Here is a 17,652-nt window from a genome sequence, read left to right on the forward strand (position 1 = left end):
ATCCGATGATCCGTCCATGCCTGACGACGCATAGCAAACCTAAATATACGCTGCTCATCTGCCCCTTTGCCGGGGGCAGTACCAGTGCATTTCGGAATTGGTCCACATTGGAAGATTCCGATATTGCGGTTTCACTGGTGATTTATCCCGGACGTGACAGCCGTATGAATGAACATGCTGTTACCCGCATTACGCCATTGGCTCAGTCGCTTTCTGATGTGATCAGAGCATTGACTCCCGCACAGAGAGAAAACCTGATACTGGTCGGCCATAGCATGGGAGCGCAAGTCGCATTTGAAACCTGCCGATACCTTGAACAACATCACTGTGCCCCCAAGGCATTGGTACTTTCGGGATGTCATGCGCCTCATCTTCAATCCCGCCGCCAACTGAGTGGATTGCCTGATCATGAATTCATTGAACAACTGATTGATATTGGCGGTTGCAGCCCGATTTTACGGGAAGATCCTGAACTACTTGCCCTGTTCTTACCCATGTTACGGGCTGATTTTTTTGCTACAGAACACTATTACCACGCTATTCAGCTGGATTCAGTAAAACTACAAACCCCCACATTGTTGCTTTATGGCACTGAGGACAAAGAAGCTTCTGCTCTGGAAGTTCAGCAGTGGCACCATTGGCTTGCCAGTGACAAACAAAATCTTACGGATTGCTGCCAAGAGATTGCCGGCGATCATTTTTACATTACGCAAAAACCACAGAATTTTATTCTTCACGTTACCCAATTTATGCAATATGTTTATTCAAAGGAGTTCGCATAATGGCACCTTTTTCTATCCCAGAGAACACACTGACGATGACGCCAAATTATCTTTGGAATGGCAAGACCCTGGATCAACAGCTTGCCGGATGGTCCAGTATCTGGGGGAATAAAACAGCGCTAATCTACCAAGAACAGCGGCTCACTTACCATGAACTCCATCAATCTGCGGAAAGGCTGGCGAGCGGTTTGTATCATCGTGGAATACGCCGTGGTGATAACGTTATGGTACAACTGCCTAACCGTATCTCCTTTGTTGTCACCTGTTTTGCTCTGTTTAGGCTAGGTGCTCATCCAGTATTATTAATGCCTACCCAACGGGCACATGATGTTCATGCGCTTTGCCAGATTGCACGTCCGGTGGCTTATATTATCCCTGATTGTATCCACGGCTTTGATTATCGGGAAATGGCACGGGAAGTTGCCGCATCTTGCCCCGAACTGCAACATATTATCGTTGATGGAGAGGCAGAAGAATTTATCCCATTCACCGCCATTGAAAATGAACCGCTCAATATTATTGGCCCAAGTTATGGTGATATCGCCGTACTTCTGCTTTCTGGCGGAACAACAGGTACACCAAAGCTAATCCCACGTACTCACGATGCCTATACCTATGATTTTGTGCTCTCCGCCCGTCTGTGCGCAATCAATACTGAAAGCGTTTATTTAGCGGTATTGCCTGTTGCACATAACTTCACGTTAGGCAGCCCCGGTATTCTGGGCACGCTTTCTCAGGGAGGATGTGTACTCCTCAGTGATACAGCGAGTTGTGATGAAGCTATGCCATTGATCGAAGAGCATAAGGTAACACACTTAGCATTAGTTCCGGCTCTTGCGCGGCTCTGGGAACAAGCGCGAGACTGGGAACAAAGCGACCTTTCATCCCTGCGCTGCTTACAAGTGGGTGGTGGCAGACTCACACCGGAACTGGCAGCACAAGTTATGGCACGCCTTGGCCCTTTACAACAAGTCTTTGGTACAGCGGAAGGGTTACTTTGCTATACCCGATTAGACGATCCTTATGAGGTTATCATTAACACCCAAGGGCGCCCATTGTCAGAAGAAGATGAGATCAAACTTGTTGATAACAATCTGCAACCCGTTGCATCTGGGGAAGTCGGTGAACTGATTACACGCGGTCCTTACACCATTACAGGGTATTACCGTGCTGAACAGCACAATACCGTCGCTTTTACCACGGATGGCTTCTACCGCACAGGCGATTTGGTCCGCATCAGACCAGATGGCAACCTGATCGTTGAGGGACGGATTAAAGAACAGATCAACCGCAGCGGTGAAAAAATTTCAACGCTAGAAGTTGAAACATTGCTGCTGCAACACCCAGATATTGATGACGTCGTTGTTATCGCTGTCCCAGATGAACTATTGGGTGAACGCATTTGTGCTTGCCTGCCAAAGAGTGTCAACCAACCCGATCCCGCACAAATGCAAGCATTCTTGCATCAGAAAGGCGTTCAGCGTCATAAAATCCCTGACCAATGGTTATTTGTGGCGTACTGGCCATTAACCGCGGTAGGAAAAATCAACAAACGCCAGTTAGTACAAATGGCGCAAGCAGAAAATACAGAAAAAGCAGAAAATAACCGCCTGATGCAACAATATCATGAACACACTATTGCTATTACCAGCACACCGTTAGATCTGGTTACCCACTTGCTTACCGATAATGATGCCCAACCTTATACGCTCTATGAAATGAAAGGTGAATGGTCATTGGGAATAGGCTGTGCTGCAACCATAAGTGCAGATGCATCGGGACAATTGATTGATTCACAAGGTAATTGTCATCCATACGATATCAACACACTCAGCCAAAAACTTGAGCAAGCGCTCAACGCGCTTCCGATTAAAGACTGGCGTGCTTATGGCAGAACATTATTTGAGTTTTCCCATATGACGTATGGCTTACCATTAGAACCATCATTAGAACAACAAAATGAAGCATTAATAAAAATTACCATTCCACAACATGAATTACGCATAACTCAAGGACAGGTGCTGATACGAACACTGGAAGAAGCGCAAATATCCCTATTGAGTGAGAAAGTCAAACGCGCTGATCAATTAGGCACTCCGGCTTTCCCACAGACAAAAGAGATGGACATTATCAACACAGCAGACGCGACAAAACATTATCAAGACAACGTTGCCAATGCAGTTAAGGATATTGCCGCAGATCACTACCAAAAAGTGATCCTGTCACGCCGGGTTGATCTTGGTACAAATATTGATGTTACACACAGTTACTGGCTGGGCCGTCGGGCTAACACCCCCGCCCGCTCTTTCTTCTTACGTGATGGAGATTTCACTGCTTACGGTTTCAGTCCAGAAACCGTCGTTGAGGCAGATAGTTCGGGTTGGGTTAATACCCAACCGTTGGCTGGCACCAGAGCATTAACACATGACAAGGAGCAAGATCAAAAACTGCGAGCCGATTTACTTTCTGATCCGAAAGAAATTTCCGAACACGCTGTTTCGGTCAAACTTGCCTTAGAAGAATTAGCCTCGATTTGTCAGCCAGAAACGCTTTGTGTATCAGAATTTATGGCTATTCGTGAACGTGGTTCGGTACAACATTTGGCATCACGAGTAAAAGGGTTGCTACACACAGACAAAAACCGCTGGGATGCCTTTATTGCCTTATTCCCGGCAGTCACTGCTTCAGGGATACCGAAAAAACCGGCTTTACAAGCCATTTCTCGTTATGAAGGTGAACCTCGCCAGCTTTATAGTGGTTGTGTCATGCTCTTGGATAGTGCAGGTAAACTGGATGCCGCATTGGTATTACGCTCCCTCTACCAGCATAAAGAACGCTGTTGGCTTCAGGCTGGTGCTGGTTTGGTCAGAGATTCAAGACCAGAAAGAGAATGGCAGGAAACCTGTGAAAAACTTGAGTGCATTATGAAATATGTTCGTCCTTATTCCGCCAAAGAAGACTAAACGTTTATTGGGATAATACTTCCGGGGAAAACCAGAGTGATATCTGGTTTTCCCTAAATTAAAAGGATGTACACCCACCATCCAACAACGCCTGTTCATTACAACGACGACCATTCGCCAACTGGCAAACAGGAACTTGATGACCATTCAATTGCTTGGTTAATGCCGGCATTCCCCCTGCATCAGAGCAACTTTCACTGGCATCTTTACTCAGATAAATACCCAGATCAGAAGATTGATAATGTTTGTACTGGCTTGATTGATGCCCGCTGCAACCTGCTAATATAGCGCCTACCAGCAACAACCTGACAAGGATAATTCCCCGCTTTAACAACATATTTTCTCCAGTTTAACTATCTGAACAGGGTATAGATCAATGACCTGTACTTTTAGAAAACAAATTGATGACTAAAACACCGACAATAATAAGAAGAATACCGATAATTGCCGGTAAATCCAATTTTTGCTGGTATAAAAATATACCCGCAATAGAGACTAAAACTATACCAAGGCAAGACCAAACAGCATAAGCAATCCCCAAAGGCATCACTTTTACAACTTGTGATAACGCCCAAAATGATAAGCAATATCCCATCACCACAACAACAGATGGCACTAAGCGAGTGAAGCCATCGGCCATTTTTAACATTGTTGTCGCTATCACTTCAGACAAAATCGCGATAAACAAATAACCCCATACATTCATATTGCTCACCAAGACAAAGTTATAAGACAGATCAAATTTCAAAAAAACTGCTTAATCTACCATAACTTAAAATACAATACCTTAACGAAATGAAGTGTTTTTTCTTTATGAAAAGAATAATAATGAAGAAAAAAATCAAGTATAAATTTGGCAGAAAATTATGCAATAAAATAAAAATGATTATTCCATTAATCTATCTATACTCAATAAACTTCAAGTTGCAATCCGCAAGACGAAGCGAGGCCTTATATTTCCCCGCCACACGGGGAAATATAACACGCATCTTGAAGTTGGATGGGTATATATGCATCAATATTATTTTTACCTATAAGAACTACCTTAAATAATTTATCATGAAAATGACCCGAAGAAATTATTCACTTCAATATAGAAAAGAACAGTGAATTATTTTTTGCGCTAAAAAACACTATAACAGCAAGTTAAATACCGACAGGTAACCATAAAGAAACCAAACTAGATCACATTATATCCATAGGCAATTAAAAAATATAATCACAACAAATAAAAATATTATAGACTTAAATACAAATGACTATCACTATTGAAACCTGAAGAACTACGACTATAAAATCATGATCATGGAATAATAGGTGAAAATAATGACTATTCTCGAGAATAAAAACAAACTGCGCGAAACAGGATAAGTGACGAAGATATACACTTAAATAGACAAAAAATAAATTTTAAACCTTGGACAAACAATATTAACTATTTCAAATGAGGGGGAATGCTGAAAGATTGCGAGATTAGCTGTAGTGATACCATGATAGTTCATGCTAATACCTATTAAATAAAATAATAACCTGATGTTAAAAATCATAAAAAATCAGATATAACGTAATAAATTATGTTAATGCCAAAACATAAATAAATTAAGGTTAGGCAAGCACTGAAATCTATTCATTTGTATCATGAATGACAAATAACTTGTAAACGGAATGCATTCGTATAATTGACTATGAGAACACTTGAAGGTTCGTTGAATTCGAACTTGTATAACCTTCATCCCGCTCAAGAGGATGTGTTTTATGAGCAAACCTTTCACGAAAACAACCCATTACACAACCTGGGCTGGTATACCTTGATGGAAGGTGAAGTTGATATAGTCATCTTGCAACAAGCCTGGCTATTACTATACCAACATGTTGATATGTTGAGGTTACGCATATCCGTTAATTCGGATAATGAAGCAACCCAATATATTCAGAATCAAAGTGATACTGAATTAGTCATACTCCATGATTTTACAATGCAGCCTGATCCTGAAAAAAAAGCAAAAATTTGGATGCAGCAACAGATAGATATTCCCATTAAATTTCCAAATGAGTCCTTATTCCAAGCCGCATTGCTTCGTATTACCAACGAGAAATATTACTTCTTCACTAAGTTCCATCATATTATGATTGATGGGGTTGGTTTATTCCGGCTCCATGAATATACCCATAAGTTATATGCATGCCTGAAAAATAGAACTTCAACCACCTGGTTAGCAGAAATTCCACAATATTTAAATACGATAGAAAAAGCAAAAAAATATCTAACTTCCTCCTGTTACGAAAAAGACAAAAAATACTGGTATGATTTTTTAACAAAAAACGATATACATCAATTAATCCCTTGTTATCAAAATAGGGGTTTCCGTAACGATATGTTGGCATTACCGTTTTCAATTAAAGCTGATTTGCTTGCTTTTTGTGAAAAAAATAAAACGAACCTTCTTGCTGTCTTTTCGAGCTTAGTCATCATTATGATGTCAGAACTAACAGGGCAACAGGAATTAACATTTAATACCATCACTCATGGCAGAAGGACAAAATCAGAGAAATATGTCGTAGGGATGCAAACCAATATTTATCCGGTACATTGCCATGTTTCTCACACAATCAGTGCCATTGAACAGATTAAGCTAATGGAATTAGCGCTAAAAGAGAGTTATCACCACAGCCAATTCCCCCGTTCTCACTTGATTCGCATGGCTAATAACCATGGCATTGCTTTACCTAATATATTTATATTCTATGAAAGGCTTTCAGAATCAGCATCTGAAATCAACCAGGCGCAGCATTATATTGTAGATGGGGGATTTAACACTGATCCTATCGTTTTTCGCTTGCAAGACTTTGGATATGATCAAGGACTAACAATAGCGATAGATTATTTACGGGAATATTTTAGTGAGCAAGATGTAAAACAAATACTTACGCGATTGCAGAACTTATTGACTGCTTTGCTTAATACCCCTTCTTTATTCGTCCATGAATTACCTATTTTATTAGAACAGGAGCGTCATACCCTGCTGCACAGTTGGAACCAAACTGATGCATCCTACCCGCAGGATAAAATTTTACAACAACTGTTCGAGGCACAGACAGAAAGAACACCGAATAACGTGGCGCTGGTGTTTGAAGAGAAAACCCTGACCTATCGTCAACTCAACGAACAGGCAAACCAGCTCGCCGTTGTCATCCGGCGGCAATGCAATACACCGATGCAAGCAGATACCCCTATCGCTCTCTACCTCGATCGCAGTCTGGAAATGGTAGTCAGTATCCTGGCGGTACTGAAAGCCGGTGGCGCTTATGTACCGATCTCCCCTGAATATCCACCGGAACGAGTTCAGTTTATTCTGGAAGACACCGGAAGCCCATGTGTACTCACCCAACAACGCTATCTGACAACACTGGAACAGTATACTTACGCTTTGCCAATTCAGCCGACGCTGATAGCCGCAGATGACCGTACAGTCACCCAAGGCCAGTCGGTAGAAAATTTAGTGCCAGTGAACAAAAGTTCTGATTTGGCCTACATTATCTACACTTCCGGGACGACCGGACAGCCGAAAGGCGTTGAGTTAACCCATCAAAACGTCATCAATCACTTATGTTGGATGCAATCCCAATACCCATTAAGTGCCTCGGATAAGGTCCTGCAACAAATCCCTTATACCTTTGATGCTTCAGTCTGGGAGTTAATTGCAGCTAACTGTTTTGGTGGCACTATCGTACTGCCCTCACCGGATACCCATAAACAGCCAGAGGACTTGTATCAACTGATAGAGAAAACTGGCGTAACGGTGGTGCAATTTGTCCCGTCCATGTTAGGCGCTTTCTGCCAGACAGTACGGGACTTAGGGCATCAGTTACCCCGCACTATCCGTTACGTTCTATGTGGCGGGGAAACGCTGACGATGTCCCATGTCAACGCGTTTAGATTTATAAATAGTCATTCAAGCACTTTAATTAACCTCTATGGCCCCACAGAAACGACAAATGATGTCACTCACTTTGAGGTAACCAATGAGATTGGTGGCATTATTCCGATTGGCAAGGCTCATAACAACACCCGCCTGTATGTCCTTAATCATAACGGCAAACTCTCTCCCATTGGCGCCCCTGGAGAGTTGTATATCGGCGGTGCTGGGCTGGCGCGGGGATATCGTAATCGTCCAGATCTGACTGCTGAGCGTTTTGTGGAAAATCCGTTTGCCACAGATGAAGACAAAGCCCGTGGTTATACTCGTTTGTACAAAACCGGTGATCGGGTGCGCTGGCTGCCGGACGGTAACCTGGAATATCTGGGACGCCATGATTTTCAGGTCAAAATTCGTGGTTACCGCATTGAATTGGGTGAAATCGAAACTACCTTATCCTCTCATCCGCAAGTAAAACAGGCAGTGGTGATCGACCGAGATCATGCAGGCCACAAAGCACTGGCAGCTTATCTGGTCACAGACGAAGCCTTGGCCAATGACACTTTGATAGCGCATCTCTCAACCCACCTGCCGGAATATATGACACCCGCCAGTTTTACCCGCATTGATGCCATCCCCTTGACTATCAACGGCAAGCTCGACCGCCATGCTTTGCCAGCGCCGGTATGGGAAGATTGGGAGCGTTATATAGCGCCACGCACTGAGTTGGAAACCCAATTGTGTGTGCTCTGGCAAGATGTCTTAGGATTAGAACGGATCGGTATTGAGGATAATTTCTTCCGTATCGGTGGCGACTCGATTGTCAGCATCCAGTTAGTCTCCAAACTGCGGCAAATCGGTTTCTCCCTGCAAGCCAAATCGATTTTTGAAGCACCAACGGTAGCGCGGTTGGCGCAATTGCTGACGCAAATTTCATCCCATGTATCTGTAGTGGCTGAACAGGGATTATTGCATGGAGAATTTGGTTTATTGCCTATCCAACAGGATTTCTTCAATCTGAACTTGCCATGCCCGCACCATTGGAATCAGGCATTTATGATCCGGCTGCCAGGCAATATCAGTCACGCAGCTATTGAACAGGCGCTGATCGCACTGACTGAGCGACATGATATGTTACGCGTCCATTTTGTTAAAACTGAACAGGGTTATCGTCAGTGCTACTCCGCAGAAATACCGCCCTGGTTACCCACATTACAGCATTGTGATTTCAATGAATTAAATCATCAACAGCTGACACAATGGCAAAGTGGCTTTAATTATTGTACGGGCCCTTTGTGGCAAGCCGCCCATCTGACCGGATATGCCGATGGCAGCGCCCGCTTATTCTTCGCATTTCATCACTTGATTATTGATGTCGTGTCCTGGCGGATTATTGCGGAAGATATACGCCTGCTACTACAGGGAACAGCGCTACCACCAAAGACCAGCAGCTACCGACAATGGGTTGCTGCTGTCTATCACTATGCCATACAGCATCAAGATGAAGTGCCCTACTGGCAGGGAGTCATGGCGGGTGAAAAAACTTACCCGCTGATGGGAGAACGCAACACGCATCAACTGAGCTTATCAACTGAACTGACGAACACTCTGCTACATGAGACTAATCTAGGTTATCACACGGAAATTAACGACTTGCTGCTTAGTGCTCTCACACTGGCATTGCAGACAACGTTCTCCCGTGCGGTAAACTTCATTACTCTTGAGGGGCATGGGCGGGAAGCTATCGACAGTGCTGTGGATATCGCCGAAACTGTGGGCTGGTTTACAACTACCTACCCTGTTCGTCTGATAACGCAGGGCAATATTGCTGAGACGATTATTCACACGAAAGAGATGCTGCGTGCCGTGCCAAACAAAGGTATCGGTTATGGGGCGCTACGTCAGGTTGGATACTTGTCAGAGGATTTACCAGCCATCAGTTTTAACTACCTTGGTCAATTAGGAGGTGAAAACCATCAGGATTGGGCGCTGACCGATGAAGACTGTGGTGCAATGATCGCCCGCGAAAACATGAGCCATTTACTGCTAGATATCAATGGCGCAGTTCAGGCAGGAAAACTGCAATTCAGTGTATTGTCTCGTTTACCGTCAGCCCAAACACACATATTTATCACAGCCTTTGAGCAAGCACTCAATAGTGTCATCGCCGCCGGCCAAAAACAGGCCCAATTGGGTAGTGTGAAAACACCCAGTGATTACGAATTTAAAGCGGTTTCAATCGAACGCTTAAAGCACTTGCAACAAAACTATCAGATGGAAACCCTGTATCCCGCCACCAGCTTGCAGCAAGGATTTATTTATCATCATCTGGCTCAACCACAAGATGATGCCTATCGTGTGCAATTGTTGCTGGATTATCACACCCAACTCAACCTTGCCGCCTATCAGCAAGCCTGGTCGCTGGCTTCACTGCGCTTTCCCATCCTCAGAACGGCATTTAATTGGGAAGGGGAAATTTTGCAGATTGTAACCACGGGTGCCAGTATTAATTCGGCGAACTTCAAGATCAAAGATATCAGCCAATTACCCGCAGAAGAACGAAACAAGGCGATTGAAACAATTCAACAACATGACCGTACTCTGCCTTTTAATTTACGTCAGCCTGGTTTAATCCGCTTTACCCTAATTAAACAGCGTGAACAACGGGTAACGGTGCTGATCTCCCAACACCACACGATTACTGATGGCTGGAGTGGTCCGATTTTATTGCAGACTGTGCACGGGTATTACGACATGCTGGTGCAAGGGCAGATGCCTCAGATCGTAGTGGAGAAAGCTTATCTGGCAACCCAGCAATACTATCTGGAACATCTGGCCGAATCTGAGATGTATTGGGCGGAACGTAAAACACATTTCCAGGCAACTAATGATCTGTCAAACCTGTTAAATCGTCATGTTAACTTGACGCAGATAAAAACCATCGAAAAACCGGCTGAACAGGCACTCACTGTGCAGGGGAGCGATTATGCGCAGCTTAAGGATATGTGCCGGACACAAGGTATTACCCTGAATGTGGTATTGCAATTTGCCTGGCATAAATTACTGCACAGTTACACCGGGGATAAACAGACTATTGTTGGCACCACCGTATCCGGGCGCGATGTACCAGTAGACGGCATTGAGTCCAGTGTCGGCCTGTATATTAATACCTTGCCATTGATGGTGCAGTGGGATAATAACCGAAGTGTTATTAGTATCTTACAAGCTATACAGAAAGATATCGCCATACTCAACAGCCACAGTGCTGTCTCACTTGCCAGTTTGCAATCCGACGGAGAACGGTTATTCCATAGCCTGTTTGTCTTTGAAAACTACCCCGTCCCCGTGGCAAGCGAAAATGAGACGGGTGTTGAAAATACCCTGATATTCCGCCAGGCCATCGAAAAAACCGATTATCCATTATCACTGATGGCCTATGAACAGAATAACTGTCTTACGGTTAAATTGAGTTATGGTGAAGACTGGCTGACCGACAAACAAGCACAGCGCTTGTTGCATCAGTTTGAACGCATTCTACACGCTGTGGCCGGTGATCCACACCAGCTTCATACCGCCATCTTGTTTCTCAGTGAAGCAGAGCGTTATACCTTACTGCACACCTGGAACCAGACCGATGCCCCTTACCCACAAGATAAAACCTTACAGCAACGCTTTGAAGTACAGGCAGAAAAAACGCCAGATAATGTGGCACTGGTGTTTGAAGGGGAAACCCTAACTTACCGGCAGTTAAATCAACGGGCAAATCAGTTAGCCTGGGTTATTCGTGAACATTATCAGCAACATAAAAATGCCCCTCTGCCCGCAGACACCCCCATCGCCCTCTATCTTGACCGCAGTCTGGAGATGGTCATCAGTATTCTGGCGGTACTGAAAGCCGGTGGTGCGTATGTACCGATCTCCCCGGCATATCCGCCAGAGCGGGTGCAGTTTATTCTGCAAGATACCCAAAGCCCCTGTATCCTCACCCAGCAACACTATCTGACAGCACTGGCGGAATATACTCAGGCACGGGCAGCGCCGCCGATACGGATAGCGTCAGATGACCGGACCATCACCATAAACCAGCCCGTAGAAAATCTGGCTATAGTCAATAAACCTACCGACCTGGCCTATATCATCTACACCTCAGGCACCACAGGGCAGCCTAAAGGCGTCATGATCGAACATAAAAATGTGGCTCATATGGTGGCGGCGCAGGCAGCACTGTTTGATATCACAAAGCACAAAAAAGCCTTAATGTTTGCAGCTTATGTCTTTGATGCCTCGGTTTCCGAACTGTTTGTCAGTTTACTGCATGGCCTGACGGTCTATCTGTGCAGCGAAACAGAGCGCAATGCACCGGCCGTTGCACAACTGATTCAACGAGAAAGCATTGAATTAGCCACCTTACCGCCCGCCATACTGAAAGTATTAGTCGGCACGGCATTCCCTTCCTTACAGCTCTTGGTGACAGCGGGAGAAGCCCCGTCCTTAGATTTTCTTGACTATTTCAGCCATCACAGCGGGGTACTGAATGCTTACGGCCCCACCGAAGTGACCGTTTGTGCCAGTGGCAAGCACTACCAATCCGGGGAGATTGCCCGCAATATTGGTCAAGCCATCAATAACGCCCGTCTTTACGTGCTTGATAGTCACGGTAACTTGTCCCCTATCGGTGCGACGGGGGAGTTATATATCGGCGGTGCCGGACTGGCACGGGGGTATTTAAATCGGCCTGAACTCACCGCTGAACGTTTTGTTGAGAATCCGTTTGCGTCAGCAGCAGATAAAGCCCGTGGCTATACCCGTTTGTACAAAACCGGTGACTTAGTCCGCTGGCTGCCGAACGGGGAGCTGGAATATCTGGGGCGCAATGATTTTCAGGTTAAGATCCGGGGCTACCGTATCGAATTGGGAGAAATTGAAACGGCCCTTGCCACCCATCCACAAGTTAAACAGGCGGTGGTGACTGACTATAAGCATCAAGGCAATCAAGTACTGGTAGCGTATCTGGTCACGGCGGGTGAGGTATCGGATGATGCCCTAATGACACACCTTTCTCTTCGCCTGCCAGACTATATGCTGCCGGCCAGTTTTACCCGTATTGAATTCATACCCTTAACCCTCAACGGTAAACTGGACCGCCGTGCCCTGCCAACACCGGTATGGGGTAATAGTGACAACTATATTGCGCCCCGTAATGCCTTAGAAACTCAGTTATGCGCTATCTGGCAGGAGGTATTGGGGCTAGAGAAAATTGGGATTGAAGATAACTTCTTCCGCATTGGTGGTAATTCCCTGACTGCGATTAAGCTGACGGCAGCGATTCACCAAACCCTTGGGCTTGAGGTTTCACTGACACAACTCTTTGAACGCAAAACCATTGCCAGCCTGACGAACCAGATGGGGCAACCCGCCAACACGGTTATTCCTCACCGCGAATTGGCGCACTACCCCTTATCGTTTGCTCAGGAGCGAATGCTGTTTATCGAGCAGTTTGAACAGGGCACCGATGCCTACCATATCCCCTGTCTGGTGCAACTGGATAATGCCGCCTGTCTGCCCGTGTTAGAAACCGCCATTAACCGATTAGCGCAGCGCCATGCCGTGATAAGAACGGTATACCCCCATTATGATGGTGGACAGCATTACCAGCAGGTACTGGACAGGCCGTTGGTTATCCGGTCAGTCGCGCCCTGTGATGGTATTGACACGCTTCTGGATACCATACGCACTGAGACAGCCACGCCATTTGATTTGACCACCGAACCCGGTCTGCGCCTCTGTCACTATGCCCTGGCCGATAAGCATTACTTCCTGATGTTATGGCACCATATCGCCATTGATGGCTGGGCCATCGACATTTTTATGCGTGAACTGGCCGAGATTTACCCAGCCTTGTTAGCCGGCCGTGACAGCCGGTTGCCCGTTCTGGATATCACCTATGGCGATTATGCCGCCTGGCAGCGGGAATATTTACAGGGCGATGTGCGTGAACGCCAGCTCGCTTACTGGCGACAGACCTTAGCCCACTACGAAACCCTGGCCTTGCCAACAGACGCCCCCAGACCCGCTCAGGTCAGTTATCAGGGACGGGACTTCAATTTTACGCTGGATGCCCCCCTCTCTGACCAGCTCAGAATGCTGGCAAAAAATCAGGAAACCACCCTGTATACCGTGCTGCTCAGTGGCTTTTATGTCACGCTGGCAAAACTATCCGGCCAAAACGATATCGTACTGGGCACACCAACTGATAACCGACACCACGCCCAGACCCAAACGCTAGTAGGGATGTTTGTCAACTCTCTGGTCTTGCGGGCACAGCTTGTGCTGACAGACAGCGTAGCCACCCTGATTAAACAAACCCATCAATTACTGGCCGATGCCAAAGCGCATCAGGACATGCCGTTTGAACAACTGCTTGACGCTCTGGCAATTGAACGTGACCCCGCCCGTCATCCGATTTTTCAGGTTATGTTTGGCTTACACCGTGTTGGGGAACACCGGCCAGATGAAGCCAGACTGCCGTTTCAGCCGGTGACATTAGATGAATCCCTGTACAGCCCCGCCAAGTTTGACCTGAGCCTGTTTCTGTCCGAGGGACAACCCGCTATTACAGGCAACCTGAATTACGCGGTCAGCCTGTTTAACGACACCACCATGGCACGGCTGGCCGCTATCTACCAACGGGTGCTGGCCGCCTTCGTGACAGACCCGCAACAATCGCTGGCGGGGATTGATATCCTGTCGGCCCCGGAGCGCCATACCCTGCTGCACACCTGGAACCAGACTGACGCCCCTTACCCGCAAGAGAAAACCTTGCAGCAGCTCTTTGAAGTACAGGCAGAAAAGACGCCGGATAATATAGCGCTGGTATTTGAAGGGGAAACCCTGACCTACCGGCAGTTAAACCAACGGGCCAATCAGTTAGCCGGTGTTATTCGTGAGCGTTACCAGCAACATAAGAATGTTCCCCTTCCAGCAGACACCCCCATCGCCCTCTATCTTGACCGCAGTCTGGAGATGGTCATCAGTATTCTGGCAGTGCTCAAAGCCGGTGGCGCGTATGTACCGATTTCCCCGGCATATCCACCAGAGCGGGTACAGTTTATTCTGCAAGATACCCAAAGCCCGTGCCTCCTCACCCAGCAACGCTATCTGACAGCACTGGCGGAATATGCTCAGGCACGGGCGGAACCGCCAATTCGGATAGCGGCAGATGACCAAACCATCACGATAAGCCAGCCCGTGGAAAATCTGGCACCTGTCAATAACCCAGACGATTTGGCCTATATCATCTACACCTCAGGCACCACGGGGCAGCCTAAAGGCGTCATGATTGAACATAAAAATGTGGCCCATCTGGTGTCAGCACAGGCAGCACTGTTTGATATCACCAGGCGAAAAAAAGCCTTAATGTTTGCGGCTTATGTCTTTGATGCCTCGGTTTCTGAACTGTTTGTCAGTTTACTGCATGGCCTGACGGTTTACCTGTGCAGCGAAACAGAGCGCAATGCGCCGGCCATTGCACAACTGATCCAGCGTGAAGGCATTGAATTAGCCACCTTACCCCCAGCCATATTAAAAGTGTTAATTGGCACTGAGTTACCCTCTTTACAGTTATTGGTAACCGCGGGAGAAGCCCCGTCTTTAGATTTTCTTGACTATTTCAGTCATCACTGCGAGGTACTGAATGCGTACGGCCCCACCGAAGTGACCGTTTGTGCCAGCGGCAAGCACTACCAATCCGGGGAAATCGCCAACAATATTGGTAAATCCATCAATAATGTCCGTCTTTACGTCCTTGATAGTCACAACAACTTGTCCCCTATCGGTGTGTCGGGTGAGTTATATATTGGCGGTGCCGGACTGGCACGGGGGTATTTAAACCGGCCTGAACTCACCGCTGAACGTTTTGTTGAGAACCCGTTTGCGTCAGAAGCAGATAAAGCCTGTGGCTATACCCGTTTGTACAAAACCGGCGACTTAGTCCGCTGGCGGCCGAACGGGGAGCTGGAATATCTGGGGCGTAATGATTTTCAGGTTAAGATCCGGGGCTACCGTATCGAATTAGGGGAAATCGAAAACGCCCTGACTTCACACCCACAGGTCAAACAGGCGGTGGTGATCGACCATAAGCACAAAGGGGATCAAATACTGGTGGCGTATCTGGTCACCGATGGTGTGCTGCCCGATGATACCTTGGTTCGGTATATTTCCACCCGCTTGCCAGACTATATGCTGCCCGCCAACTTTACCCGTATCGAATCCATACCCTTAACCCTCAACGGCAAGCTGGATCGCCGCGCCCTGCCAACACCGGTATGGGGCAATAGTGACAACTATATAGCGCCCCGTAATGCCTTAGAAACTCAGTTGTGTGCCATCTGGCAAGAGGTGTTGGGGCTGGAGAGAATTGGCATTGAAGATAACTTCTTCCGTATCGGCGGCGACTCCATTGTCAGTATCCAGCTAGTTTCCAAACTGCGTCAGGCGGGCTTTTATCTCCAGGTCAAATCAATATTTGAAGCACCAACGGTGGCTCGATTAGCTCAACTGCCAACACTGATATCACACACAGTAAAAGCCAGTGCTGAACAAGGGTTACTAAGCGGAGAGTTTGATTTATTGCCTATCCAGCAAAGTTTCTTTGACCTCAATCTGCCAAATCCACACCATTGGAATCAGGCATTTATGATCCGACTGCCAGGCAATATCAGTCATACTGCTATTGAACAGGCGCTGATCGCACTGACTGAGCGGCACGACATATTACGTGTCCATTTTATATATACTGAAAACGGCTACCGTCAGTGCTATTCGCCGGAAATGCCACCCTGGTTGTCTGCATTACAGCACTGTAATATCAGTGAACTTACAGAAACGGAATTACACCAACAACTCACCCAATGGCAAAGTGGATTTGATTACAGTAACGGCCCCTTATGGCAAGCCGCTCATCTGACCGGATACGCCAATGGCAGCGCCCGATTATTCTTCGCATTCCACCATCTGATCATTGACGCTGTCTCCTGGCGCATTATTACAGAGGATATGCGTTTGTTATTGCAAGGCATGACCTTACCACCGAAAACCAGCAGTTATCGGCAGTGGGTGGCCGCAGTCCATCATTATGCTCAACAGCATCAAGATGAAGTGTCCTACTGGCAACAAGTCATAACAGACAACGACTTATATCCTGCACTGGATAAAACCACTTATCACCAATTAAACATCTCTGCCGAGATGACTGATATCCTGCTGCATGAAGCCAACGCCGGTTATTCCACTGAAATTAACGACTTATTATTGAGTGCCCTAACCTTGGCATTACAGGGGACTTTCTCCCGATCAGTAAACTACATCGTTCTGGAAGGACATGGGCGTGAAACCATCGATAACACGCTAGATATTGCTGAAACCGTCGGCTGGTTTACAACACAATATCCCGTCAGGCTGGCAATGCAGACCACTATTGCAGAAACCATTATTCACATCAAAGAGATGCTTCGCGCCGTACCAAACAAAGGTATTGGCTATGGTGCGTTACGTCAGGCTGGCTATTTGTCAGGAGATTTACCAGCTATCAGCTTCAATTATCTCGGTCAGTTAGGCGGAAGTTGCCATCAAGACTGGTCACTGAGTAGCGATAATTGTGGCGCAGTGATAGCCAGCGGGGATCACAACGCTTTATTGCTGAATATCAATGGCGCAGTTCAGACGGGAAAACTGCAATTTAGTGTGGACTCCCGCTTGCCACACGCTCAGACAGCGGTATTTATCACGGCATTTGAGCAAGCACTCAATAGTGTTATCAGCGAAAGTCAAAAACAGGCCCATGCGGGAGGAATAAAAACGCCCAGCGATTACGGAATTAAAGGCGTTTCAATTGAGCAGCTCAACCAGCTTACTCATCGTTTTGACTATGTGGATAACGAAAATTCACCTCTCTATCCAGAAAAGAAAACCATCTTGGACGTGTAAAAAATG

At 46.4% G+C, this 17,652-nt stretch carries 5 protein-coding genes; 3 read left to right on the forward strand and 2 right to left on the reverse strand.

Annotation, left to right across the window (positions count from 1 at the left end; translation table 11 throughout):
- The first annotated feature begins 5 nt into the window (after nucleotides 1–5).
- Together IQ209_RS04300 and IQ209_RS18650 are read left to right on the forward strand one after the other, a co-directional pair.
- A complete protein-coding gene (locus IQ209_RS04300; RefSeq protein ID WP_193849455.1) occupies nucleotides 6–782 on the forward strand; it encodes an alpha/beta fold hydrolase in 777 nt (258 codons plus the stop codon).
- A gap of 35 nt (nucleotides 783–817) precedes the next feature.
- Nucleotides 818–3,745, forward strand: coding sequence for a salicylate synthase (locus tag IQ209_RS18650; protein WP_339378905.1), 2,928 nt, complete (start codon nucleotides 818–820; stop codon nucleotides 3,743–3,745).
- 58 nt (nucleotides 3,746–3,803) lie between these two features.
- Here the strand turns inward: IQ209_RS18650 and IQ209_RS04310 are convergent, their stop codons facing one another.
- Entirely contained in the window at nucleotides 3,804–4,082 is a 279-nt protein-coding gene (locus IQ209_RS04310) for a DUF333 domain-containing protein (protein ID WP_193849329.1), read from the reverse strand.
- Nucleotides 4,083–4,118: 36 nt separating this feature from the next.
- The gene (locus IQ209_RS04315; RefSeq protein WP_193849331.1) at nucleotides 4,119–4,451 is read right to left on the reverse strand and encodes a multidrug efflux SMR transporter; all 333 of its coding nucleotides are present in this window, start codon (nucleotides 4,449–4,451) and stop codon (nucleotides 4,119–4,121) included.
- Nucleotides 4,452–5,451: 1,000 nt separating this feature from the next.
- On the opposite strand from IQ209_RS04315, the gene IQ209_RS18210 reads away from it, so the two are divergent.
- Nucleotides 5,452–17,646 carry a non-ribosomal peptide synthetase gene (locus IQ209_RS18210; protein WP_228005719.1) on the forward strand — a complete coding sequence of 4,065 codons (12,195 nt, stop codon included), beginning with the start codon at nucleotides 5,452–5,454 and terminating at the stop codon, nucleotides 17,644–17,646.
- Nucleotides 17,647–17,652: the final 6 nt, after the last annotated feature.

The sequence above is a fragment of the Xenorhabdus sp. BG5 genome, assembly GCF_015163665.1.
Lineage (GTDB): Bacteria > Pseudomonadota > Gammaproteobacteria > Enterobacterales > Enterobacteriaceae > Xenorhabdus.